The organism is Paenibacillus filicis (assembly GCF_038070315.1).
Classification (GTDB): domain Bacteria; phylum Bacillota; class Bacilli; order Paenibacillales; family NBRC-103111; genus Paenibacillus_G; species Paenibacillus_G filicis.
This window is the reverse complement of the sequence record NZ_JBBPCC010000004.1, coordinates 197,954-221,964: the sequence shown is the minus strand read 5'-3', so window position 1 is coordinate 221,964 and position 24,011 is coordinate 197,954. Positions and strand designations below refer to the sequence as shown.

Annotated in this window: 20 protein-coding genes; 5 read left to right on the top strand and 15 right to left on the bottom strand. The window is 57.8% G+C overall.

The features are described from left to right. Nucleotides 1-544 precede the first annotated feature (544 nt). The 12 genes from WMW72_RS08930 to WMW72_RS08875 form a co-directional block, all read right to left on the bottom strand. Complete coding sequence (locus WMW72_RS08930; RefSeq protein WP_341415082.1) at nt 545-1,033, bottom strand: DinB family protein; 489 nt, start codon at nt 1,031-1,033, stop codon at nt 545-547. Next, nucleotides 1,005-2,207 (bottom strand): CaiB/BaiF CoA transferase family protein, encoded by a 1,203-nt coding sequence (locus WMW72_RS08925; protein ID WP_341415081.1) that lies wholly within the window; start codon nt 2,205-2,207, stop codon nt 1,005-1,007. The genes WMW72_RS08930 and WMW72_RS08925 overlap by 29 nt, the downstream gene beginning before the upstream one ends. A gap of 27 nt (nt 2,208-2,234) precedes the next feature. After that, on the bottom strand, nt 2,235-2,837 hold the full coding sequence (locus WMW72_RS08920; protein ID WP_341415080.1) for a cysteine dioxygenase family protein: 603 nt from the start codon (nt 2,835-2,837) through the stop codon (nt 2,235-2,237). Between the two features lie 98 nt (nt 2,838-2,935). After that, the gene (locus WMW72_RS08915) at nt 2,936-3,862 is read right to left on the bottom strand and encodes a CoA-transferase (RefSeq protein ID WP_341415079.1); all 927 of its coding nucleotides are present in this window, start codon (nt 3,860-3,862) and stop codon (nt 2,936-2,938) included. After that, the gene (locus tag WMW72_RS08910; protein WP_341415078.1) at nt 3,859-4,806 is read right to left on the bottom strand and encodes a CoA transferase subunit A; all 948 of its coding nucleotides are present in this window, start codon (nt 4,804-4,806) and stop codon (nt 3,859-3,861) included. The genes WMW72_RS08915 and WMW72_RS08910 overlap by 4 nt, the downstream gene beginning before the upstream one ends. Beyond that, entirely contained in the window at nt 4,803-6,194 is a 1,392-nt protein-coding gene (locus WMW72_RS08905; protein ID WP_341415077.1) for an LLM class flavin-dependent oxidoreductase, read from the bottom strand. The genes WMW72_RS08910 and WMW72_RS08905 overlap by 4 nt, the downstream gene beginning before the upstream one ends. An 18-nt stretch (nt 6,195-6,212) precedes the next feature. Continuing rightward, entirely contained in the window at nt 6,213-8,510 is a 2,298-nt protein-coding gene (locus tag WMW72_RS08900) for an ABC transporter ATP-binding protein (RefSeq protein ID WP_341415076.1), read from the bottom strand. A gap of 72 nt (nt 8,511-8,582) precedes the next feature. Beyond that, a complete protein-coding gene (locus WMW72_RS08895) occupies nt 8,583-9,596 on the bottom strand; it encodes an ABC transporter permease (protein ID WP_341415075.1) in 1,014 nt (337 codons plus the stop codon). 19 nt (nt 9,597-9,615) lie between these two features. Beyond that, entirely contained in the window at nt 9,616-10,539 is a 924-nt protein-coding gene (locus tag WMW72_RS08890) for an ABC transporter permease (RefSeq protein WP_341415074.1), read from the bottom strand. Nucleotides 10,540-10,560: 21 nt separating this feature from the next. Further along, entirely contained in the window at nt 10,561-12,207 is a 1,647-nt protein-coding gene (locus WMW72_RS08885) for an ABC transporter substrate-binding protein (RefSeq protein WP_341415073.1), read from the bottom strand. 78 nt (nt 12,208-12,285) lie between these two features. Further along, nucleotides 12,286-13,641 (bottom strand): LLM class flavin-dependent oxidoreductase, encoded by a 1,356-nt coding sequence (locus WMW72_RS08880; protein WP_341415072.1) that lies wholly within the window; start codon nt 13,639-13,641, stop codon nt 12,286-12,288. 16 nt (nt 13,642-13,657) lie between these two features. After that, a complete protein-coding gene (locus WMW72_RS08875; RefSeq protein WP_341415071.1) occupies nt 13,658-14,998 on the bottom strand; it encodes an LLM class flavin-dependent oxidoreductase in 1,341 nt (446 codons plus the stop codon). A 287-nt stretch (nt 14,999-15,285) separates the two neighbouring features. On the opposite strand from WMW72_RS08875, the gene WMW72_RS08870 reads away from it, so the two are divergent. After that, complete coding sequence (locus WMW72_RS08870; RefSeq protein ID WP_341415070.1) at nt 15,286-16,170, top strand: LysR family transcriptional regulator; 885 nt, start codon at nt 15,286-15,288, stop codon at nt 16,168-16,170. Between the two features lie 28 nt (nt 16,171-16,198). Here WMW72_RS08870 and WMW72_RS08865 read toward each other — a convergent pair whose 3' ends face one another. From WMW72_RS08865 to WMW72_RS08855, 3 genes are read right to left on the bottom strand one after another with little or no spacing between them, the layout of a single operon-like run. Continuing rightward, a complete protein-coding gene (locus WMW72_RS08865) occupies nt 16,199-17,176 on the bottom strand; it encodes a 2,3-diaminopropionate biosynthesis protein SbnB (protein ID WP_341415069.1) in 978 nt (325 codons plus the stop codon). Next, nucleotides 17,173-18,162, bottom strand: a complete 990-nt coding sequence (gene sbnA / locus WMW72_RS08860) for a 2,3-diaminopropionate biosynthesis protein SbnA (protein WP_341415068.1) — start codon at nt 18,160-18,162, stop codon at nt 17,173-17,175. The genes WMW72_RS08865 and sbnA overlap by 4 nt, the downstream gene beginning before the upstream one ends. After that, nucleotides 18,159-19,754, bottom strand: a complete 1,596-nt coding sequence (locus WMW72_RS08855; RefSeq protein ID WP_341415067.1) for a phenylacetate--CoA ligase family protein — start codon at nt 19,752-19,754, stop codon at nt 18,159-18,161. The genes sbnA and WMW72_RS08855 overlap by 4 nt, the downstream gene beginning before the upstream one ends. Before the next feature lie 261 nt (nt 19,755-20,015). Between WMW72_RS08855 and WMW72_RS08850 the strand changes: the two genes are divergently transcribed. From WMW72_RS08850 to WMW72_RS08835, 4 genes are all read left to right on the top strand, one after another. After that, the gene (locus WMW72_RS08850; protein ID WP_341415066.1) at nt 20,016-20,810 is read left to right on the top strand and encodes a YheC/YheD family protein; all 795 of its coding nucleotides are present in this window, start codon (nt 20,016-20,018) and stop codon (nt 20,808-20,810) included. Nucleotides 20,811-21,043: 233 nt separating this feature from the next. Beyond that, nucleotides 21,044-21,805, top strand: coding sequence for a sugar phosphate isomerase/epimerase family protein (locus WMW72_RS08845; protein ID WP_341415065.1), 762 nt, complete (start codon nt 21,044-21,046; stop codon nt 21,803-21,805). 234 nt (nt 21,806-22,039) lie between these two features. Next, nucleotides 22,040-22,597: an RNA polymerase sigma factor gene (locus WMW72_RS08840; protein WP_341415064.1), complete on the top strand. Its 558-nt coding sequence runs from the start codon at nt 22,040-22,042 to the stop codon at nt 22,595-22,597. Then, complete coding sequence (locus WMW72_RS08835; protein ID WP_341415063.1) at nt 22,594-24,009, top strand: DUF4179 domain-containing protein; 1,416 nt, start codon at nt 22,594-22,596, stop codon at nt 24,007-24,009. The genes WMW72_RS08840 and WMW72_RS08835 overlap by 4 nt, the downstream gene beginning before the upstream one ends. Nucleotides 24,010-24,011: the final 2 nt, after the last annotated feature.

The following is a 24,011-nucleotide window of genomic DNA, read 5'->3' as shown; positions in this document are numbered from 1 at the left end:
AAAATGTTCGGATTTGAGCACTTTTTTTTGTCAAAATTAGGTGCAGGGCTATGTATTTATATTCACAAATACAAATAAATTTCCAGTCCAATTCCTGCTTCCGGCACATTTAGGCGAATAGCCCAGTATCCATTATATTACATGTTAACCCGATAGGTGCGCAATATTTGCTTTTAGGGATAGGACAATTGGAACACAAAAAGAGAAGGAACTCTATGGAGAAGAAAGAAATATTGGCCTTGCACGAGAGCTTTTCCATCGGAATTTTATGACAGTATCTTTGCTTGTAGAGATGCCTACAGGCTGCTTATTAATATACTGCAGGAGCACCAATGCGTGGAACTCGGGGCAGGCTCATCTTACATAAAATAACCATTGTTTAAATAAACGTAAGCCTCGACTGCAAAATTGACCCTGCCTGTCCGATTGGATGTACTGCCAGCCTCCTCCATCCGGCTACGTGGACAAGCAAAACAGCCCGGCGGAGAGCTTCCGTCAGGCTGCTGAGTCATGCGTACAGAAATTTATCGATATACTAACTTTTTTAACCCGGATAGGCCGCCTTCGTCCGTTCGATCTGTGCCAGATGAATCCGAACATGGCGAATGAATCCCTGGAATAACTCGGTCAGGGAAACTTCCTGTCCATTATTGAGGCCGGTGCGTTCCCAATCCTCCGGAGCCAGCCTTGCATACAACAGGAGATTATAAGCCAGCACGGCGTCGAACGTCGCTAAGATATCAGCCAGTTCCGCCTGGTTAGACCTGGAGGAGCTGACCCATGCATCCTGATCGTACAGCACGAAGGGCGGGGTGCCCTCCGCCGCAATCTTGCGGACCCGGACCGCATGCACCAGACTGGAGTCCACAAGATGGGCGAGAATCTCCTTCACACTCCACTTCTCGGGAGAGGGCTTCCATACGAGCTGCTGCCCGCTGAGCCCGGCAATGCTTTGCTTGATCAATTCCGACGTGCCACGGTATTCGCTAACCGCCGACTGGCCGCTAGCGAACGGGAGCGTTGTCTCGCTCATGATTATGTCCCACCCATTCTTCGAATAATTCGTTCGTATGCTCGCCCTTCCGCGGAGGCTGCCGGTAGATGCCGAAGTCGTAACCCGACAGCTTCACCGGGTACCCGACCGTTGTCGTCGTCGTCCGGTTCGGAAGCTCCAGCTCATGCAGCAGTCCGCTGTCCGCCACAACAGGATCGTTCAGAATATCGGCGAAGGTATTGATCGGGGCGCACGGCACGCCGCGACGGTCGAACTCTTCCAGCCATTCCGCAGCCGTATGCTGAATGAATACGCGCTGCAGCAGCGCTGCCAGTTCCTTCTGATGCCGAGCTCGTAAGGTCTGCGTGACGAAGCGCGGGTCTGCCGCCAGCTCCGGCTCCCCCACCGCCTCGCATACCTCGCGCCATAGCTTGTCATTGCCTGCGGCGATGACAAACGGCTGGTCGCTCCCTCGGTAGCCCTGGTAAGGGGCGTTGCGCGGATGAGCACTGCCCAGACGCCTAGGGGCCGTCTGATTGCCGTAATACTCGCTTGTCTGCAGAGCGGATATCCCGAGCACGCTGCCTAGCATCGAGCAGTCGATGTAGGTTCCCTTGCCCGTTCGTTCTGCCGCCAGCACGGCGGCTGCCACGGAATAGGCCCCGTAGAGGCCCGCCGCAAAGTCGGCGACGGGCACTCCGCATTTTACCGGCTCGCCCTCCTCCTCCCCCGTCACGCTCATCAGACCACTGATTGCCTGGATCGTGACATCGAACGCTCCCTTATGCGCATAGGCGCCTTCCTGCCCGTAACCGGTGATCGAGCAGTACACGAGCTTGGGATTCAGGGCAGCCAGCGTCTCGTAGCCAAGGCCGAACTTGGCCAGTACACCGGGCCGGTAATTCTCGACGATCACGTCAGCGGCCGCGCATAGCTGCTGCAGCCTTGCGACCTGCTCCGGCGATTTGAAGTCCACGGCGATGCTGCGCTTGTTGCGGTTAAGCGAGCTGAAGTTGGAGCCGAAGGCCTCCCCCTCTTCATTGGTGAAAAAAGGAGGCCATTCCCGCATCCCGTCCCCGACATCGGGCCGCTCCACCTTGACCACATCCGCCCCCAGGTCGGCGAACAGCATACCCGCGAACGGACCTGCGGCGATTTGGCCGAATTCCAATACCTTGATGCCCGCAAGGGGCCCTTGCTTCGTTGATGACATGTAGAGTCCCTCGTCCTTCCTTGATCGCTACGCGGTTGATGATGAACGGTAAACGGGCTGCTCGTTGTCATGAAGGGTCACGACATCCCGGTAGCTTCCCGTCGCCACATCGTGAATATGACGCGGCTGCTTGCCGATGTCAGTGCCATAAATATGCACCGTAATCGCTGTTTCTCCAAACGGATTGGACACCCCGTGGATATCGTAGTCCGGCGGATACACGAACGAAATATCTCCCTGGCGTGCGGTGACCTCGCCGACCTCGCGAATCTCATAACGCGGCTCTGCCCCCTCGCCGCGATCCTCCCGGCGGTAACGCTTCTCGACTACCGCCCCCTCGTACAGCCCGACGAGTCCCCAGACGAGATGGTCATGCACCGGCGCCGTCTGGCCCGGCCCCCAGATGAAGGCAATGACGGAGAAAGCTTCGTGATTCGGCTTGTACAGAAGAACCTGTGCGTATTTATCAGGGCGGGGCGTCCTGTAGGCTTCCGGCAAAAGGCCTTTGTTCTGCAGCAGCCGCTGGAGCAGAGGCTTCACCCGGTCGATAATCGCCCGATATTCATCGGTCTCCTGTAAAATGACCTCGATATCCCGCTCTAGCTCGGCGAATTCGTAATTCTGACTCATCCTCATCCCTGCTTTCCTGTATATGATGGCTCGTTCCGCATGAGAGAGGCTCTTCCTCCCCGGTCCTGAGCGTCAGGACCAAAATGCCACCCGGGGCGTCAGCCCAGTGACCGCTTGGCGAATATCGGATAGATCCGCCCCAGCTCCGTCCTGACACGCGTCCGGAGCGTGTGCAGCTCTAGCCCGGTCGGCGGCTCCAGCTGCTCGATCGGCCACGGTACAGTCGTACGCTGGGCGCTAGACGCCGCTAGGTCGGGAGAGGCTACGGAGTCTGGACGGTCCACAGATCCGCCCCATTCACCCGACAGCAGGCTGCCCGGCGTCCCCAGCCCCAGGTCGAACCCGGTCTGCGCCTGCACCTCAGCCGGCGTAACCCCAGGAGCCACGGCGGCAAGCCTGAGCCGACGCATGGCGGAATACGGCTCAGCCTGCTGCCCCCCACCGCCCCCGGCGTCAGTTGCAGCCCTAGGCCGCTCCGAATCACGGTCGCCGAGCCTCAGCACGCCCAGGGGCGTAAAGACGCCTTCCACCTGCCCTTGGCGAAACACGCTGGGGGCAGCTTCTCCCGCTGCGCTGACGAAATCCAGTCGCTCCGGGAATCCCTTCAGACCATGATCCGTCTTGAACAACAGGATGCGCCGGCATACATAGCTTACGACGCCGGAGCCCGCGCCGCCCGGCAGGCGCACCTTAGGCCGCTCGTAGTCTCCGATGACATGAAGATTGACGCTGCCGTAAGCGTCAATCTGCGCACCGCTTAGGAAAAAAACATCGATGCCGCCACGCTGCATGTAATCAAAAAATTCCTTGGTCCCCTCAAACGGCCATTCCGGCTGGCCTAGGATGTATGCCGTCGCCCCAGGCGCATGCAAGGCCTTCGCCAACAGCGCTGCCGCCGCCGGGATCGGCGATTGATTGCCGACGCCGATCACTTCCCCATCCTTCAGCTGCCGGGCCAGCAGACAGATCAGCCACTCCTCGGCGCTATAAGCTTGCGCGCCGCTATCGGTTTGCGGATTCGTCATTGTCCGGCCTCCTCAGGAGAAGCATTCACCGCCACAGGCTCAGTTGCGGCGGCTGGCGATACCATACAGCTCACGCCTGACTTCTCAGCAGGTTGACCCGATAGGCTGGCCGGCTCAACCACGCCCCTGGTTGCTCTCCCAATCCAGTAGTCCAGATAAGCAGCAAAGCCAGCCTCTGTCCGGGAGGCCTCCATATACCGGTGGACATGCTCCTCGTCCAGCTCATAATTCCCCGGACAAGCTGTCGGCCGCGCTCCTCCAGGAGCGACGACCACCGCATCGATATAGATCGAGGGAATGATGGAGCCCGGCTCGCGCCGAAGCTCCTCCGGCGATACAAGCTCCTCCACCGAAGCTACCGTGAACCCGGAAGCCTGAGCAAGCAGGCGGTTGTTCTGAGACGGGCTGGCGATTACATTGCCTAAGACATCTGCCTTGTACCCGTGGAACAGTGCCACATCGGGGCATAGGGCCGGAACGATCGCGAGGTCCTCCTGTTCGTCATAAGGATTTGTCACCACGCGGAAATCCGGACGGACGCGCATATAATCCGTTCCGACCAGTCCCCTCACTGGGATGAACGGAATCCCCATCGCTCCGGCTTGAAGCGCTGCCGCCAGCGACGGGCAGGCATGCTCTCTTAGCTGGAGAGTTCCCCGCTCTACTGCCCGGCGGAAGTTAGGCCCGAACCCGAATTCTCCCATTGTGATTTGTGAAAATTCTAGCGAGCTTACCACGCCTGCGCCGATCAGCATATCCGCGTTGATCGCCGCCGCCCCCGAACAGATCAATGAGAGGCTGCGCTTCTCCGCACGGAGCAGCTCGCCGATCAGCGCCATCGGCGACATCTCCATATTGCCACTGATCGCCACACTGGCCCCGTCCGGAATCCGGCTGACGGCTTCCGATAGGGACACGAGCTTCGAGGTAAAGTCCGGCCTCATACCTGCTCACGCTCCCCGTTTGCCGCTTCGCGCTCCCCGGACGCCAGCCCTGCCTGTTCGGCGAAGCGATTTACCGGCTGCCGGAGGCCCAGATGCTCGCGCAGCGTGCTACCTGTGTACGAGGAGCGGAATACGCCCCGGCTTTGCAGCTCCGGTACGACGCGTCCACAGATGTCATCCAAGCCGCCAGGCATATATGGAGCCATCAGGTTGAAGCCATCGCAGGCCTCTTCCCGAAACCACGAGGTTAGGCGATCCGCGATCGAACCCGGCGTGCCGACGACGACGTGATGCGAGCGGCTCTGGATATACCACCGGGCCACCTGGGCCAGCGTCAGGCCTTCTTCTCTTGCTTTGCGGAAGACGAACTGGAATCGTCCACGGCTGCCCCGAATTTCCTGCTCGATGTCAGGAAACGGCGCGTCCGGCTCATGCTTGGACAAGTCATAGTTCATACTGCCCGACATAAACGCCAGCCCCGTATTCGTGTCGATCAGCGATTGCAGATGCTGCTCTTTCTCTCGAGCTTCCCTCTCCGTATCTCCGACGATTACCATCGTGCCCGGCAAGATCTTCACGTCCTGGTGCGACCGACCGTAACGCACTACCCTGGATTTAAAATCCCGGTAGAAGCCTTGGGCCGATGCGAGATTCGGCTGCGCCGTGAAAATCAGCTCGGCATGCCGGGCCGCCAGCTCGCGGAACGTTTCCGACGATCCGGCCTGGATGAGCACCGGATGCCCCTGCGGAGGACGGGGGACATTCAGCGGTCCCTTCACGTCAAACCACGGACCGTGATGATGCACATAATGAATTTTTCGTTTATCTGCGACAACGCCCCGCTCTTTGTCCCAAAGGAGCGAATCCGGCCCCCAGCTGTCCCAGAGCGAGCGGACGACCTCGATAAACTCCTGGGCCCGCTCATAGCGGGTCGCATGATCGAGATGACTTGCCTTGCTGAAGTTGCGCGCCTCCGCATCGCTCGTCGACGTCACGACGTTCCACGCTACACGGCCCTTGCTCAGATGATCCAGGGTCGCAAACATACGCGCGAGATGGTAAGGCTCGTGGTACGTGGTTGAGGCCGTGGCCGCCAACCCGATCCTCTTGGTCACAGCGCCCAGCGCCGAGATCAGCGTCAGCGGTTCGGCTGATAAGGTCGGCCTGTGGGTGACGGTCAGGTCAAAGCTGCCGCCGTAATTGTCATCAATCGCCAGCTTGTCGGCGAGAAACAGCATGTCCAGTTTAGCCTGCTCAGCCTGACGGGCAATGCCCGTATAATATTCCAGCTCCAGCGGACTTTCTGTCCCGGCTTCGGGGTGGCGCCAGCCGCCGGCATGGTGGCCATTGGCGGCGGCGAAGAGTCCCAAATGCATCTGTTGGCTCATGGGGTTCACTCCTGCTTCCTATAGGGGATAATGGCAAGCCGCCCAGTGGCCGTTGCCTACAGCCACAAGCTCTGGAGCCGTTTCCTTGCACAGCGCCGTCGCCGCCGGGCAGCGGGTATGAAACCGGCAGCCGGACGGAGGATTGGCAGGCGAAGGCATCTCTCCCTGCAGCGGGGCGTAGACCCTGCGCCGGTTGGGGTCCGGGACAGGAATGGCCGATAGCAGCGCGCGCGTGTAGGGATGAGCCGGATGGCGGAACAACTCGTCCGTGGGTGCCACCTCGACAAGCTTACCCAGATACATCACGCCTATCCGGTCCGAGATGTAGCGGACGATATTCAATCCGTGAGCGATGAACAGATACGTCAGCTGAAGCTGCTGCTGCAGCTCCTGCATCAGGTTGACGACCTGCGACTGCACGGATACGTCCAGAGCCGATACGGCTTCGTCGGCCAGTACGAACTTGGGGTTCAGCGCAATCGCACGCGCAATGCCGATCCGCTGACGCTGTCCGCCGGAGAACTCATGGGGAAACCGGTCATACCAGGAGGGATTGAGTCCTACCCGCTGCATCACTTGCTGGACCCTCTCCCGCTTCTCTGCGCCGCGTAGCGATTCATGAACCCTGAACGGCTCGCCGATAATATCGCCGACCTTCCAGCGCGGATTGATAGAGCCGTACGGGTCCTGGAAGACAACCTGCATGTCCCTCCGCAGCTCCTTGGACTCTCGGATGCCCCGGGACAACACGTCGCGCCCTTCGAACAGGACGCGTCCGGCCGTTGCCTTCTCCAGTTGCAGCAGCACGCGCCCCAGCGTCGACTTGCCGCAGCCGGACTCGCCGACCAGCCCGAACGTTTCCCCCTTGCGGATATCAAAGGTCACCTCGTCCACCGCGCGGATAGAGCTCCTGTCCCGTTGAAATAAACCCCGATGGATCGGAAAATGCTTCTTCACTCCCTGGACCTGCAGCAGGACTTGCCCGGTTGCTATATGGCCTGAGACCGTCGGCAGGTCCTGAGCGTCGGAGAACTGCACCAGACTCAACTCCAGGCCCAGCAACCCCACTCCGTCAGCAGCCGGGTCAGCCTCCCTGTGCATCTCCTGGAAGGGCTCCGTATGATTCGGAAAAGCCTCTCCGGTCTCTGGCACTTCTTCCTGCGGCGATACCTCTGCCGGACTCTGTAAGGAGTACTCCGCCTCTACCTCCGGGGCCTTCGTCTCCAGCTCTCGCCCTGTACCCGCAGCCAGCTCCGCCCTCCGCCCTTGCCAGCCCTGAGATCTCTCTGTGCCTATCGCCTCGTCCAACGTACTGCCGAACACCTCGGCAGCCGCCGAGTCGAGCCTCTCCGCATGCCAGCAGGCCACCTCGCGTCCGTTCAGCTCTCGCAGCGCAGGATCCTCGGACCGGCAACGGTCCGTTGCATATGTGCACCGGGGATGAAACCGGCAACCTGAAGGCAGCTCGGACAAACTAGGAATTGAACCGCGAATCGTGTATAGTGGCAGCCCGCGCACTTGATCCATAGTGACGATAGAGTGCAGCAGGCCTTGCGTATAAGGATGGGCGGGGTTTTCAAAGAGCTGATGAACCCCGGCCTGCTCGACCACCTTGCCCGCATACATGACGACGATGCGATCAGCCATCTCGGCTGCGATCCCCAGGTCATGCGTGATGAGCAGAATCGACATGTTCAATTCTTCCTTCAGTTCCCGCAGCAAGGCGAGAATCTGCGCCTGGATGGTGACATCCAGCGCGGTCGTCGGCTCATCGGCGATCAGCAGTTCGGGTCCGCAGGCCAGCGCGATGGCGATCATCGCCCGCTGGCGCATGCCGCCCGATAGTTGGTACGGGTACTGCTTCATCCGGACCTCCGGCTCCGGGATGCCGACCCGCCGCAACAGCGACAAGGCCTTATCCCATGCGTCCGGCTTGCTGATCCGTTCATGGCGCAGCAGTACCTCGACGATCTGGCTGCCGATGGTAAAGACAGGGTCAAGCGCTGTCATCGGCTCCTGGAACACCATCGCAATCTTTTTCCCGCGCAGCTCGCTGATCTGCTTCTGCGACAACGCAACCAGGCTCTGCCCGTCAAGCGCGATGTCGCCGTGGGAGATGGAGCCGTTGTCGTAGTCGATCAGACGCATGATAGACAGCGAGGTGATCGTCTTCCCGCTCCCCGACTCGCCGACCAGGCACACGGTCTCCCCCTTGCCGATCTGCAGGCTCACACGGTTAATGGCATTCAACGGGCCGCTCGGGGTATTGAAATTCACGGATAATTGATCGATATCTAGCAATGGTTGCGATGCCATGACTCCTCCTTCCGGGCTAGCGCCCTGTTAGCCCTGCATTCTTCCCTTCCGGAGCCGACCGTTGAAGCTCGGTCACGCTCGGCCCTTCTTGGGGTCCATCCGGTCGCGAATTTCGTCGCCGATCAGATTGACGACGACGACCAGCAGGGTGATCGCCAGTCCCGGGAAGGTCGCGACCCACCAGGCTACGGTCATATAGCTGCGCCCTTGCGACAGCATATACCCCCAATCGGGAATTTCCTGCACGACGCCAAGTCCCAGGAAGCTGAGGCCTGTGCCGACAAGAATCGAGCTGCCGACACCGATCGTCATCATCACGAGCAGCGGGGAGAAGCAGTTCGGCAGAATATGACGAAACATGATTTCGAGATGCGAGGTCCCAACAGCCCGGGCCGCATCGATGAACGGACGGCTGCGGATGGAGATAACCTGACTGCGGACCACCCGAGCCTTGCCGGGAATGGAGGCGACACTGATTGCCAGAATGACGTTGAAGAAGCTCGGACCAAGGGCTACTGATATGGCAATAGCCAGCAGGATTCCCGGGATGGTCATCAGAATATCGTTCAGCCTCATAAAGACGGAATCGACCACGCCGCCCCAATAGCCTGCCACCAGGCCAAGCACCGTACCGACGAAGCCTCCGATGACGACGGATACCACTCCCATCAGCAGCGATTGCCGGCTGCCGTAGATGACCAGCGACCACACATCCCGCCCGAATTGATCCGTACCCAGCCAATGAGACAGACTCGGGGCCTGCAGCAGCCGGTCCGGCTTCATGTCCGTAGGAGAAAATGGCGCTATCCACTGCGGCACGATAGCGCATAGGAACAGGAACAGCAAAATGCCCAGCGAGAAGCCCCAAAGCCAGCGCGACAGCAGGGACGGGCGGAACCCGCCGGTAGCCGCAGAACGGCCACGGAGCCAGCCCCATCGGCGAACGGACGGATCAGCCTGCTGTATAGTGGGCGCCGCTTCCGGGGAAACTGGCGCCCGCGCAGCCAGGGGCGAAGTCTCAGCCGTGGCCACGGACGAAGCCTGAACCTGCGGGGAAGCCGGGGCCTGAACGGAATTGGCTTGCATACAGATGACCTCCTTGCCGTTAGGCAGATTTACGAACACGCGGATCAACGTAGGAGTACGATACATCCACGAGGAGATTAACGATAATGTTGAACACGCCTGTAATCAGAATCGCGGCTTGAATGACCGGGATATCCTTCTGATTGATCGCATCGACAACCAGCTTGCCCAATCCCTGTCTGGAGAAGACCGTCTCGGTCACCACCGCGCCCGACAGCATCTCTCCCACCAGCAGCCCAAGCACCGTCAAGGCTGGCAACAGCGCATTACGCAGCACATGCTTGTACAGCACGAGCCGTTCCGTAAGCCCCTTGGCCCGAAGGGTCAGCACGAACTGCTCGTGAATGACCTCCAGCACGCTGTTCCGAACCATCCTCGCCAGCATGCCCGCTCCCGTGATCCCGAGAGCGAACGCCGGCAGAATAAGCTGCTTGAAGCTGCCGTTGCCGATAGCCGGAAGCAGCTTCAGGTGAACGGAGAAGATCAGGATCAACAGAATGCCCAGCCAGAACTTCGGCATCGAGACGCCGAGCAGGCTGACGACACGCACGATGTAATCCAGCACCCGGTTGCGGTACACCGCCGACAGGATGCCCAGAAGCACCCCGAGGATCACAGCGAACAGCGTGCTGACCGCGGTGAGCGCAAGTGTAGCGGGCAGTTGGGCGATCAGCCGGTCCATCACCGGCATACTGTTGGCGAAGGAATGGCCGAAGTCACCTCTCATGCTATCCCACAAGTATTGGAGATATTGCTGCCAGAGAGGCTGATTAAGCCCGAACTGCTCACGGAGAAACTCCACCCGGTCCGGAGCGGCGTCATCGCCTGCAATCATCTGGGCTGGATCGCCCGGCAGCCAGTGTATAATCAGAAAAACCAGCGTTAACGAGCCCAGAAGGACGGGAATGGAGACCAGCAGCCTGTTCCATACGAACCTCGCCATGTTCAGCCCTCCTTCTCAACCTTATTTTTGAATCCAGGCATCATAGAAGACGGGCCAAGCGGGATAGTCGAACACAATCCCCTTCACTTCGCTGCCCGAAGCGACGGAATACTGGAAGACATAAGTCGGAATCGAATACACATTGTCGATAATATACTCCTGCGCTTCCTTGTACACGGCCTTCCGCTTCTCCGGGGCCTGCTCCAGATAGCCCTGCTCCAGCAGCTCATCCAGCTTGGGGTCGTTCGCCCGGGCGATATTGTTCTGCTTGGACGGCCCCTTGGTCGAGAAGAGTTGGCGCAGCACATCAGGATCGCCGGAGAACTGACTGCCCGCAACCAGATCGTAATCGCCCTTCGTGCGGCGCTCCGAATAGGTGCCGGAAGGAAGAGATACTAGCTTCAGTTCAATACCCGCCTGCTTCAACTGCTGGGTGAAGATGGAATTCAGATCCAATCGCTTCTCGCGGTTACCCTGCGTATCGATGAATTCGATCGTCAGCCGCTTGCCGTCCTTGCTCCGGTACCCGTCCGCCCCCTTCACCCAGCCCAGTTCGTCAAACGTCTTGTTGGCTTGGGCCAGATCAGGCTTGTACGCATTCTCTCGGGACGAGGAATATGCGAATTGATGGGGAGTGAGCGGCGACCAGCCCTGCTGGGAGGTACCGAGATAGATCGTCTTGATCGCTGCATCCAGATCGAGCGCCGAGCGGACAGCCTGCCTCGCCTTGAGGTCGTTCCAGGGCGCGCGCTGCTGATTCAGGTACAACGAATAGTTGACCTGCAGCAGCTCCGTTTCCTGGACGTTGAACGACTTGTCGGCTTTCAGAGCTACGAGATTTTGCGGGGGAATAATATCCGCCACATGCACCTGCTTGCTCTGCAGCACGCTGACCCGGGTCGCTTCCTCCTCGACATACTTGACAGTCAACTTATCGAGATAGGCAGGCCCTTGATGCTTGGCATTGGAAGGAGCCCAGTTGTAGTCCGGGTTTTTCTCGAACTCCACCTGTGTACTCGGCGTAAGCTTCTTCAGCTTGAACGGACCGGTGCCCACCGGATTCTGCGGGAAGGCATCTCCGAATTTCTGAACGGCTGCGGGCGACACCATGCCCAGGTCCACCTTGGCGGCATTGCTGAGGAAAGGCGCGAACGGCTTCTCAAAGTACAGCTTGACCGTATACTCGTCCACAACCTCCGTCTTCAAGTAAGGCCCGATCTCATTGAAGGCAATGGAAGCCTTGGTCGCGGGGTCCTTGATCCGGTCGAAATTAAACTTGACCGCCTCCGCGTTAAACGGCGTGCCGTCATGGAACTTAACATCCTTGCGCAGCTGGAACGTGTACACCTTTCCGTCCGGGCTGATCTCCCACGACGTGGCCAGCCACGGCTTGATCGAATGGTCGGGCAGCTCGACGACCAGGCTGTCATACAGCGAGCGCATGACGCGCGTCGTCGGCGCGAAGCCGGCCTTATGCGCATCCAGACTGTCATTGGTCACTGTGCCGGCCAGCGCCCATACCAGCTCCCCGCCAGGCGTCACAGGCCCTGCTTCACCGGCTGCAGCCCCTGCGGCTTTGTCCGCCTCGGCATCGCCGCAGCCGGCAAGCAGCAGCGATGCTGCAAGCATGAATCCTGTCAGTTGCATCCACGATTTTCTCTTCTTCATCTTTCATCCCCATCTGTATTTGGTCATGTAATCGTCTGGTGTCTGTATAGAAGAATTGGTTCATGCCTCCAGCGAATCTTAGGTCTGCCCCGCCGCCGTCTGTGCCTTTGCAGACCTTCTTGCAGCGGTATACCGGTTCTCCGGCACATCCAGCCCCAGATGTCCACGCAGCGTATCGCTGTCGTACTCCTCACGGAACAAGCCGCGTTCCTGGAGAATCGGTACGACTAGCCGGGTGAACCGCTCCAGACTGCCGGGAATGCCTGTATGAATGATAAAGCCGTCTGCAGCGCCTTCCTCAAACCACTGCTGTACCAGATCAGCGACCCGCTCCGGCGTACCGACAAAGCTGCTGCGTGGAGTCGCAAACCTCAGCGCCGTCTGGCGCAGGGTCAATCCTTCTTCCTTGGCAATCCGCTTGATCCGGTCCGTCGCGCTGCGATAGCTGTTGCTACCCAGGTCGCCAAGCTCGGGGAAAGGCTCATCCAGCGGGTACTGGGAGAAGTCGTGATACGTGAACGGACGACCCAACTGATCCAGCGCATCCTCGATGGTGACAAGCGCCGCCAGCTCCGCATACTGACGCTCCGCGTCCTCCTCGGTCTCCCCGATGATCGGGCTGATGCCGGGCAGCACCAGAATCTCCCCAGAGGCTTTGCCGTAAGCGGCCGCCCGCTGCTTGATGTCGGCGTAGAATGCCTGCGCCTCCTCCAACGTCTCATGCCCGGTGAAGATGGCGTTCGCGCTCTTGGCAGCCAGATTGCGGCCTCCATCCGATCCTCCAGCCTGGAAGATGACCGGCTGCCCCTGACGGGACCTTGCGATATTGAGCGGGCCCTGCACCGAGAAAAACTCTCCCTTGTGATTCAATGCATGCAGCTTCTCCGGATCGAAGAACACGCCGGTCTGCTGGTTCCGGACGAATGCGTCGTCCTCCCAGGAATCCCACAGCCCCTGGACGACACCCAGATGCTCCTCCGCCCGCCGATAGCGGATCTCATGGGAGAAATGCTCCGACCTGCCGTAATTAAGCGCCGCTCCCTCCAGCCCCGTCGTGACGACGTTCCAGCCGGCCCTTCCCCCGCTGATCTGATCAAGCGAGGCGAACTGCCGGGCCACGGTAAACGGCTCGCTGAACGACACAGTCAGCGTACCAACCAGCCCGATGCGCGAGGTGACTGCTGCGAGTCCCGACAACAGCGACAAGGGCTCCAGCCGGTTCAGGTAGTGAGGGGCGGACTTGGCTGTAATATAGGTGCTGTCCACGATAAAGACAAAATCGAACTTGCCTGCTTCCGCTGTCAAAGCTTGCTGCTTATAATAATCGAAGTTCACACTGGCATCCCCCGGAATCTCCTTGTGCTTCCAGTTGGACTTGGAGGTGCCTACGCCGGTGATCGTCGCGCCGAGCTTCAATTGTCTGGGTTGGGACATGGTCTTATTCCTCCTCTCAGATGAGCGCTTCGGCTTTGGCTTTGGCGCCGGCGTACCGGTTCTCCGGCACCGTCAGACCTAGATGGCCCCGCAGCGTATCGCTCTCATACTCTGTGCGGAACAGGCCGCGTTCCTGCAGAATCGGCACGACCAGCTCGGTGAAGTCCTGCAGTCCTCCCGGGATGCCGACGCCGATAATAAAGCCGTCCGAAGCGCCCTCTTCCACCCATTGTTGGATCGTATCCGCTACCTTCTCCGGTGTGCCTACAAAGTTGCCCTTCGGCGTGGCAAATTGCAGCGCGACCTGACGCAGCGTCAGATTCTGTTCTTTGGCTATTCGCTTGATCTTCTCCGATCCGCCCTGTTGGCTGTTCGCACCCAGATCGCCCAGGTCCGGGAAAGGCTCATCCAGCGGATAGCCGCTGAAGTCGAAGTCGTTGAAGGGGCGGCCGAGCGCCACGATGGCCTTTTCGATGGATACCAGTTGGACCGTTTCCTGGTATTTGCGTTCCGCTTCCTCCTCCGTGCGGCCGATGATCGGACGAATACCTGGAAGAATGGAAATATCCTCCGCAGCTCTGCCGAAAGAGACAGCCCGGCGCTTAATGTCCTGATAGTAGGCCTTCGCCTCCTCGATTGATTCGTGACCGACGAAGATCGCGTCCGCATTCTTGGCAGCGAAGTTTCGTCCGTCCTCCGACGTGCCTGCCTGGAAGATGACCGGCTGGCCCTGCTTGGAGCGGGCGATGTTGAGAGGACCCTGCACGGAGAAAAACTCTCCTTTATGATTCAACGCATGCAGCTTGTCGGGATCGAAGAAGACACCCGTCGATTTATCCCGCACGAACGCGTCATCCTCCCAGGAATCCCACAAGCCCTTGACCACATTCACATGCTCCTGTGCGATCCGGTACCGCTTCTCATGAGGCGGGTGCTCGTCCTTGCTGTAGTTATTTGCACTGCCCGACAGCCACGAGGTCACGACATTCCAGCCTGCGCGTCCTCCGCTGATATGATCCAGGGAGGCGAACTGCCGGGCGACCGTGAACGGCTCGCTGTAGCTCACCGTCAGCGTGCCGACCAGACCGATCCGGCTTGTCACCGCAGCCAGCGCCGATAGAATCGTAATCGGCTCGAAGCGGTTCAAGTAGTGGGGACTGGAGTTTGGCGTAATATGTACACTGTCCGCGATAAAGGCGAAGTCAAATTTACCAGCCTCGGCCGTCTGTGCCTCACGCTTGTAGAAGTCGAAGTTCACACTGGCATCCGTTATCGCACGGGGATGCTTCCAATCCTCCCAGCCACCGCCAACCCCATGAATCATCGCACCCAGCTTCAGTTTTTTCTGTTGTCCCATTCTCGTCGCCTCCTCAATTATTTTTACTATTCCTATAAATTTAGTTGTGTATGTGAATATCATAGGCCATCTCTAACTCCGTGTAAAATTCAAAAAAACGAAGAGAAAATTCATTTTTTATGAACGACATCCTGTTCATGATACATAAATTCAAAACGATAAAATAAGGTATTCCACTTGGAATAATTAACTTTCATGTTATGATACTTGTATCCTTTTGTAAAAACAGAAAATTTGAACTATTCATTCCATATGTATGAATGGAGTAGAGGAAGGGGCTTCCGGGGATGGATATCCGTACCATCAAAACCTTTCAAACGATCATCAGGCTAGGGAGTTTCCACCGGGCGGCGGAGGAGCTGCAGTACGGCCAGTCCACCGTCACCATGCATATTCAGAAGCTAGAGGGCGATCTTGGGGTGAAGCTGCTGGAACGGGGAAAAAAACTCAAGCTGACGGAGGCCGGAAGGCTGTTTCATCAGAATGCAGACCTGCTGCTCAAGGATTACGATTATCTCCATGCCTCCATGAATGAACTGATCCAGGGCGAAGCGGGAAACGTGCGTCTCGGCGTGATGGAGCCTACAGCCAGCTACAGGCTGCCTCAGATTCTGGGGCCCTTCATGCAGGAACATCCGAAGGTGAAGGTAAGCATCCAGATCGGCAACACGTTCATCCTGAGCCAGATGCTGAGCGAGGGCGTCATCGATCTGGCGATCTGCTCCACCCCTGAAACTGGACTGGAGCACACCTTTGAACCGCTATTCAATGAGCGACTCGCGCTGCTCACGCCCGACACGCACCGATTGGCAGCAAAGGATCTGGTCTACCTGCGTGATCTGCAGCATGAGAATATTCTGATCACGACCAGCGTCTGTCCGTACCGCCAGAAGCTGGAGAAGGCTCTGCTGGAGAAGGGCGGAAGCCCCTACACCGGCATGGAGATCGGCAATATGGCGGCGCTCAAATATTACGTTCAGGCCGGTTTCGGGATCGCGGTCGTTCCGGTCATTACGGCCGTCCCCACTCCCCCCGGCACCGTGCTTCAAAATATCCACGACCTCGATTCAGGACTTGTTACCGGTATGCTGCGCAAGCAAAATGGCAGCACCTTCAGTTCTGCTGCGGAGAAGCTGATCGGCATTCTACGCAAGGGGCTGCAGACCATCTGATCCTGGCCCCTGGTTGCGACACATTCCCTTAGAAACCGCCTTCCAACCGCACTCCCTCATTCCGATCCAAGGCCTGCCGCCAGTAGCGGGCAGCAATCGCGATATCGAAGATTCCGAGCCCCATCGATGCAAATAAGACGGGCTCCTCCGGCTCCCAGCGCGCGAGCGCATTGCGGCAGACGACATCGGCCAGCGTGCAAACCCCGGATGCCGTCAGCCCCGCTTGCTGATGCAACTGCTCGATGTCCGTGTTCTCCCGGCACACCTCCTGCCAGTCGTCGACGACAATAGCCTTCAGGCCGGATAAGCTGGTCGTCTCATAATCGCGCAGCGATACATGCAACAACAGCGAGCCGTGTGGTGGCGGCTCGTCGATATACCGCCTGTCGGATGCCGTACTGGTGACGATTACATCCGAGATGCGGTACAGGCTCCTCCAATCGGTCGCGACCTCCGTCCGCCCGCGCAGCGTTGCCGGGATGGTCTCCGGGTCGATGCCCCGGAGGTCGTACAGCGTAACCGCCCGCAGACGGTCACCGAGCAGCGTAGCGCACATCTCCAGATGGAGCCGGCCGACCGGCCCCCAGCCGATAATGCCCAGCCTTAGGCCTTCAGACAGCGGCAGGCGATCCAGAGAGGCGCGCAGCATGACCCCGCTGACCGCTGCCGTCCGGATGCCGTTCAGCTGCCCGCTGCGGAGAAACGCCACCGGCTCACCGGTGGCAGGGTCGTTCAGCACCAGCGTATTATGCGCGCGAGGCTTCCCTTGCCCGATATTGCCGGGAAAGCTCGCGATCCACTTGATGCCCGCCATAGGTAGCTCGCCGCCGACATAAGCCGGCATCGCGATAATTCGGTTCGCCGGGTCCCCGAAGCGGAGGTACGGCTTGAGCGGGTGCACGCACTCTCCTTGGTCTTCCAAGCGCACAATCTCCTCGACCAGCCCGATCAACTGCAGCCAATCCACCCCCAGACGGCGGATATGTCTATCATGCAGGTAGATCATAACGGCAAGCTCCCGCTAGCGGCAGCATCGGGCTCGTATTGCAGCTCCTGCCGGACCCACTCATCCTGATAAACCGTGTCCAGATAGCGCTCGCCCCGGTCCGGCAGGATCATCGCACACACCGCATCCTCCGGAATGCCCGCTCCGAGCCGCCGGACGGCCGTCACGACGCCACCGGAAGACGCTCCGGCCAAGATTCCCTCCCGGCGTACAAGGTCACGACAGCCCTGTACGCAGTCGATATCCGACACCCGTACGATAATATCTGCATCATCCTGCCGGTGAAGCCCCGGCAGGATCGCTGCGCCCAGTCCCGGAAATTTGCGGGGACCGCGCGAGCCTCTGAACAGAATGCTCCCCTCCGCATCAACACCCACAACCCGGGTATCCCACTGCTGCTCACGGATATAGGCCATACACCCTCGGATCGTACCGCAGGAACTGACTCCGCAGAACAGATAGTCCAGCTGCCCGAGCTGAGAGGCCATTTCCGCCATCGTGGTCTCCGCATGGGCCCGGGAGTTGTCCGGGTTGCCGTATTGATTGGTCCAGAACGCATGCGGGATGGTATGCAGCAGCTCGTTCACCCTTCGGATGCGGGCGGGAAGAAACTCCCCGGTCTGGGTATCCGGCTCCGTCACCAGATCAATCTCGCCGCCGAAGCTGCGAATGATCCGCTTGTGCTGCTCGGTCGTACGCGGGTCCACCACGCAGATGAACCGGAGGCCCAGCCTGCAGCAAAGCTGAGCCAGACTGATCGCCAGATTACCGGAGCTCGACTCGATCACGACACTACCCGGATGAAGCTCCCCGCGTCGGATTGCTTCCCTCAGCATATATAGGGCCGGTCTGTCTTTGGAGCTGCCCCCAGGGTTCATCCACTCCAGCTTCCCGTATACGTGGAAGGGAAATTCCGCGAACAGTCTCTCCAGCCGCACGAGTGGCGTGCTCCCGATCGCCTCAACCAGTCCTCCCTCCAGCTTCATGCGTTCTCCTCCTCGTAAATAACCCGTTTACCCTTCACGGCTCCCCGATGCTGTCCGTCCTCATACGTCCCTCCGATGACCTCAATCCCATCAAGCAGTCCGGAGCGGATCATCATACCGATCTGCGGGATGCGATTCTCCAGATCAAGCCGAATGCTTCCCAGCACGGAAGCGGGGATCTGAGGGCCGTATAGCTGTACCTGAAGCCGGTTACTGATTACCTTCACCTGAATACTCGTATCCCGCAGATGCCGGAAGACGACTTCCTCGATATCAAAGAGACTGATCTTCTCGCCATGCTTCAGGTCGGGGCCGACCCGCTTCACGATGCTTTGGAAGCTTTGTCTGGATACCCCATCGACGATGACGGTCCGCAGATCACGCACCACATCGTACGTGACATAGCGCAGCGCAGGAAACGCGTCCCGCACGGTTGAGGTCAGCACCAGCACCTGCTCGCCCGTACCTGCTGCCAGGGATAGCTGCGGCTCTAGCGGATGGATGCTACCTGCCGATTCCTTCAGACAAGCCCGCTCTTGCTGTTCCTCTCCCCGCACTCCCGCTGACCACGTCTGTTCAAAGCTGTCTCCCTGCTCATTCACTTCCTCTAGCCTCGCCCCATCCCGCTGCTTTCCATCCCAGTCGTTCCACTCTGACCGCATCCAGTCCTTCTGCTTAGCATTCCATTCGTTCCCCCCAGGCAGCATCAGGCCCGGTCGCTCTCCAGCTGCTCTCGTTCCTTCAGGCCGTTCCGGCTCACGGTGATCCTCATCCGCTGTCCCCTTTGCCCTCAGCCAATCGGCTTCCCTCAGAACCTCGTCAATGCAAATTCCCTCGGCAACAAGTCCCTCCGTCAGCAAATACCTTCCGTGCTTGTGATCGTAGTAAGCGATGGTTCCGATCTCGATGGAGCCGTAAGTATCCGTTATCTTCTCCAGCGGAAGCCCCATACGTCCCGCGACACTCTTCCGCCATTCCGGCGAAGCGATCTCGCCGACCAGGATAACGTGTCGAATGCCGTAGTCATAGGGCTTTGTCGAAGCTTGCAGAATACGGTCCAGAATCGACGGCATCGTATACAGGACCTCCGGCCGGAAGCTGGTCAGGCGCTCGATATGCCTCTCCACCGGAAGCTGAAACGACAAAGATTCGACTTCCATTCCGAGCTGCCGGAACACGTCTACAGCAGTCGCTTCGGCATGCCCCGTTCCCATATCCGCCAAAGCTCTGCCATATCCGCTAGAACCCAGGATGGACCGGAACACCTCCAGCTTGATCCGCACATAGGCCTTCTCATCGGATGGGGAGTAGAAGATCGACTTGCGTCTGCCTGAACTCGTGCCCGACGTCCGGTAGCTGTGTATCCCCTCCTGCTGTGCAAGCGGATTGGCCTCCGTATAATAATGGGCTTCAAGCACAGGTGCGGTTACAAGAGGGACTGCTTCCTCGTATCCCCGTCCGCTTGGGTCATCACGCTCCAGCTGCTCCCTCAACCATGGACCGTACCAGGAAAATTTTTGCTCGGTTCGTACACGAACTTTTTCTTGAATTGCCGCCAGTTGGCCGATCTGGCCTCCCGATCCTGCTCCCACCGCAACCCCTCCCCTTCCTGGCCATCGCTGGGCTGCTCGCTGCCTCCCATTCGCCTCGTCGCTGCCCCGGTATCGGTCGTCGATACTGCCCGGCCTCCTCCGAATCCTTCTCGGATGTCTCTTGTCCTTAGCCTTCAGCCAGCCCGAGCATTTTTTCCTACAGCCTATGCAAATGCTGCATACGAAGTGCACATCGGCCCATCTGCTTTCGTATGATGAAGGATCATTGTCACCAATCCGAAAGAAAGCGGGGACAAGATTATGGGAAGCAGGCTCAAGTATATAGCCAGCAAGCTGAAAAAAACCGGGATCGTGCTCCGAAACAGAGAGCTCGCCCGGTATGTTCCCCACACACAGCCGTTCAGCACCCGTCGCCTGAAAGCGGCACTCCAGCGGCGAAGTATGGTGTATGTCAAGCCGGACCGCGGCTCGCTCGGCATCGGCGTCATGAAGCTGGAGAGGCACGGCTCCGGGTTCCGACTTCAGCGGGGACTCCGCCGCTCCGGGTTCAGCAGCCTGGAGTCGATGCAGCGGTCGCTGCTCAAGCGTATCGGCTCACAGCCCTATCTGATTCAGCAGGGAATCCATGTGTTGCGCCGGGGAGGCCTCCCCTTTGACTTCAGGGTTATGATTCAGAAAAACCCCGCAGGCCGCTGGGTCTGCACCGGCATCGCGGCCCGTGTGGCCCATCCGGGCAAGGCCGTCACCAACGGGAGCCAAGGCGGCACGATCTTCGCTCCGGCCGACGTGCTTGGACCGATCGCCGGAGCAGCCAAGACCAAGCGGCTCCTGCAGAAGATGAAGCGCCTGGCCGAATGGACAGCCGCCGCCTTCAGCCGCTCCTACCCGTCCATGCATGAGCTAGGCCTGGATATTGCCGTGGACCGGAGCTTGAAGCCATGGATCCTGGAGGTCAATACGAGGCCCGATCCCTGTCCCTTCACCAAGCTCGAAGACCCGGCCACGCTCGCCCGAATCGTCGCTTACGGCAAGGCCTACGGACGTAACTATTGCCTGAACTGCACCAAGGCGAAGAAAGCGCCCGGTCAAGCCTGAATCCCCTCCAGATATCAGCCGGATGCTGCGGACTCCCCATTGGCGGCTGTGTCGCAGCACCAATCGTTACCGCAATCTGATAAAAACCCGTCCCCTCGTCCTACCTTAGAGCGAAATGGCAAGCAGAGTTAAATGAACGAGACGTATTCGTTAACGTCGGTAAAATTCCCTTTCCTGAAGCATGGTACACTGAACTAGAGCAAGGCCAGACTACAGGGAAAAGGTGAACGGACATGAAGCAAGCGAATATCGCTGCACAGCTCTATACCTTACGTGATTATTTGAAAACACCCGAGGATATCGAATCGACACTGCGCCGGGTCAAGGCTATCGGCTATGATGCGGTTCAGGTATCGGGGATGGGACCGATTGATCCGGAGAAGCTGAAGCAACTGGCGGACGAGATCGGCCTGACGATCTGCGCTACACATATTTCCTACGACCGCCTGACGAAGGACCTGCCTGCTGTCATCCGCGAGCATCAGCTGTGGAACTGTAAATACGTCGGACTCGGCGCTATGCCGCCGGAATACCGTTCGGACGAGGCAGGCTATGTCCGTCTAGCCTCGGAATTCTCGGCCATTGGGGCGGAGCTTGCCAAGCACGGGCTGCAATTCGTCTACCATAACCACAAGTTCGAATACACCAAGTTCGGCGAGCGTACCGGCATGGACGTGCTGCTGGAGGAATCCGCGAGCCCCGACTTCGGCTTCGAGCTGGATATGTACTGGGTACAGGCAGGCGGAGCCAATCCGGTCGAGTGGGTCAACAAGGTGAAGGGGCGGATGCAGGTCATCCACCTGAAGGATATGGAGATTGTCGAGGACCAGCAAGTATTCGCTGAGGTCGGACGAGGCAATCTCAACTGGTCTGCGATCATCGAAGCTTGCCGCAGCACGGGCGTCGAGTGGTATGTCGTCGAGCAGGACCAATGCCGTCGTGACCCGTTCGAGAGCTTAACGATCAGCTACAACTATTTGAAGCAGTTGATTTAGCAGTTGATTTAGCAGTTGATTTAGCAGTTGATTTAGCAGTTGATTTAGCAGTTGATTTAGCAGTTCCTCTATCTATTCAAGCAAGAACCGTCCGGGCTATGGAGTCCGGACGGTTCTTTGCTTTTCCTCCTCTCGACAACATTTTCTCAATTGACTGGTAAGAAAAGTAAGGGCAAGATCGTCTTATTACGTAGAGGCTGGTTGAGGTTGGTTTTGTAGAGGGGGGAATATGCTTTGCCTGGAACGCTTGATGAGAAAAAAATGATTGCCCGGCTTAAAAAAGGAGATGCTCAAGCCTTTGAACATCTGTTTGATCGTTATAAAAACAAAATATTCAGCTTACTCCTGACTATGGATGTAGGTAAGGAAGATGCTCAAGACTTGACCCAGGAAACCTTCATCAAGGTCATCCAACATATCGATAAGCACCGCATCGAAAACTCATTTTCATCGTGGATCTACGCCATTGCGGTTAATTCACTCAAAGATTTTCGGAGGAAAAGGAAAGAAGTGTTCCTGGAGGACTATTCCTTGGACCTGGATGTCACTTCCGATGCTCTGACCGAAGACATTGTCATCCGCAATGAGGAGAAAAGGTATCTGCGTGAAATGATCCAACAAATCCCACCCCGCTACAGAATAGTGCTCCTGTTGAGATTTACGAATGATCTCTCCTATGAAGAAATAGCACGGATTCTAAATGGCTCCGTCAACCAGATCAGTGTCGACCTGTATAGAGCCAAAAAAATATTAAAAAAGCTGTTGAGTCGTACAAAGGAGGATTTAACATGAACGTTCCGGACAAACCTGTCAGAAACGAAGCTAACGGAGAAGACAAAGAATGGAACGAGCTGTTATTCTCTCATGAATTTCCTGAGCCGCGCAGCCCTGCTTTTCGACATACGATAGATTCGCTTCTTCAACAAAGAAGGAAGAAACGTCTGTTCACCAAATATGCTATAGCCGCCGCCGCTTGCTTGCTTGTTATGATGTCCGGGGCCCTCGCAGTGCCTGGCATTGCCCAGTACATTCAGTCTTTCTTCAAAGAAGATCCTGTTTCGGACCGGGGTCTATTGCAAGCTTATGAGGCCGGTATTCCAACGTATCCGAATATTTCAGTGGCTGATAAGAGCTACCGGCTGCAGGTCAACGAAATCATCGCCGACAGCACACGAGTGACGTTAGCCGTGCAGTTCCTGGATGAGAAAGGGGCATATCGGCATGACCGCTTGCGGTTGGACGGGGGCAACCAGATTTATCTGGAGGAGCCGGAAACCGGCAAGAAGCTTGCCACCTTCGAAGATATAGGAGCTACAGATCAATTTAACTATCTGGTTGCCGTTATCCAGGAAGACTTCTCCGGAAAAAATCTCACCGTCATAGGGGATATCTCCCATGTCATGTCCAATAGTAACGCGATATCAGGGAATTGGAGCTTTAACATTCCTGTTAATCTAGAGAAAAATACAAAACATATTATGAATCTTCAGGAGATGTATACCACGACTCAAGGGCTCCAGATCGAGCTGACGAGACTTGTCCGAACATCGGTGGGAGGCAGGCTGGAGCTGAAGGTGACCTCTCCAGCATCCTATGACAAAGAACTATTTATGCAGCACTCCTTGTCCTTCCATCTGGAGGACTCCGAGCACAACGAAATCAGCACAGTAGGAAGCACGAGCATCGGACATATGGATGATCTGCTCTCCTTGACCAAACAGTACGATGAGCAATCGGGGTCTATGCTCTGGACCTACACGTTTAGGTATATGCCGGAGATGCCCATACGGTTTGTACTGGACGGATATAACGTACTTGAACCTTCCGACGAAGCATTCCGCTTTCGGCCGGAGAGCCTGTCTGCAGCGCCTTTGTCTATCCATACCCAGGGAGACGAGCTGCTGTTAACCGGCTTTGAACAACAAAATGAAGGGTCCGTGCTCCGGCTTCAAGGGGTACTTATTAATAAATTTGACGGGGATGTGTGGAGTGTAGCCGATCCTGAGGGAAACGAATACAGCATAAGAAAGGAAGGAGGCTACGTATCCCAGAATGACCGCATAACGCTTCAGAAAGAAAATAGCTATACCGACTATGGCTTTGTCATCGGCCAGCTTCCCTTTCAGCAGGGCACCGAACTGATTTTGAAAAGGAAGGTTATTGATAAAAGGTATACCAGCGATTGGTCTGTGATGTTGAAGTGACA

What these genes read in the sequence shown, in the direction of transcription:
- WMW72_RS08930 (WP_341415082.1), bottom strand. Translation starts at nt 1,033, where the DNA reads ATGAGCGAGACAACGCTCCCGTTCGCTAGCGGCCAGTCGGCGGTTAGC.
- WMW72_RS08925 (WP_341415081.1), bottom strand. Translation starts at nt 2,207, where the DNA reads ATGTCATCAACGAAGCAAGGGCCCCTTGCGGGCATCAAGGTATTGGAA.
- WMW72_RS08920 (WP_341415080.1), bottom strand. Translation starts at nt 2,837, where the DNA reads ATGAGTCAGAATTACGAATTCGCCGAGCTAGAGCGGGATATCGAGGTC.
- WMW72_RS08915 (WP_341415079.1), bottom strand. Translation starts at nt 3,862, where the DNA reads ATGACGAATCCGCAAACCGATAGCGGCGCGCAAGCTTATAGCGCCGAG.
- WMW72_RS08910 (WP_341415078.1), bottom strand. Translation starts at nt 4,806, where the DNA reads ATGAGGCCGGACTTTACCTCGAAGCTCGTGTCCCTATCGGAAGCCGTC.
- WMW72_RS08905 (WP_341415077.1), bottom strand. Translation starts at nt 6,194, where the DNA reads ATGAGCCAACAGATGCATTTGGGACTCTTCGCCGCCGCCAATGGCCAC.
- WMW72_RS08900 (WP_341415076.1), bottom strand. Translation starts at nt 8,510, where the DNA reads ATGGCATCGCAACCATTGCTAGATATCGATCAATTATCCGTGAATTTC.
- WMW72_RS08895 (WP_341415075.1), bottom strand. Translation starts at nt 9,596, where the DNA reads ATGCAAGCCAATTCCGTTCAGGCCCCGGCTTCCCCGCAGGTTCAGGCT.
- WMW72_RS08890 (WP_341415074.1), bottom strand. Translation starts at nt 10,539, where the DNA reads ATGGCGAGGTTCGTATGGAACAGGCTGCTGGTCTCCATTCCCGTCCTT.
- WMW72_RS08885 (WP_341415073.1), bottom strand. Translation starts at nt 12,207, where the DNA reads ATGAAGAAGAGAAAATCGTGGATGCAACTGACAGGATTCATGCTTGCA.
- WMW72_RS08880 (WP_341415072.1), bottom strand. Translation starts at nt 13,641, where the DNA reads ATGTCCCAACCCAGACAATTGAAGCTCGGCGCGACGATCACCGGCGTA.
- WMW72_RS08875 (WP_341415071.1), bottom strand. Translation starts at nt 14,998, where the DNA reads ATGGGACAACAGAAAAAACTGAAGCTGGGTGCGATGATTCATGGGGTT.
- WMW72_RS08870 (WP_341415070.1), top strand. Translation starts at nt 15,286, where the DNA reads ATGGATATCCGTACCATCAAAACCTTTCAAACGATCATCAGGCTAGGG.
- WMW72_RS08865 (WP_341415069.1), bottom strand. Translation starts at nt 17,176, where the DNA reads ATGATCTACCTGCATGATAGACATATCCGCCGTCTGGGGGTGGATTGG.
- sbnA (WP_341415068.1), bottom strand. Translation starts at nt 18,162, where the DNA reads ATGAAGCTGGAGGGAGGACTGGTTGAGGCGATCGGGAGCACGCCACTC.
- WMW72_RS08850 (WP_341415066.1), top strand. Translation starts at nt 20,016, where the DNA reads ATGGGAAGCAGGCTCAAGTATATAGCCAGCAAGCTGAAAAAAACCGGG.
- WMW72_RS08845 (WP_341415065.1), top strand. Translation starts at nt 21,044, where the DNA reads ATGAAGCAAGCGAATATCGCTGCACAGCTCTATACCTTACGTGATTAT.
- WMW72_RS08835 (WP_341415063.1), top strand. Translation starts at nt 22,594, where the DNA reads ATGAACGTTCCGGACAAACCTGTCAGAAACGAAGCTAACGGAGAAGAC.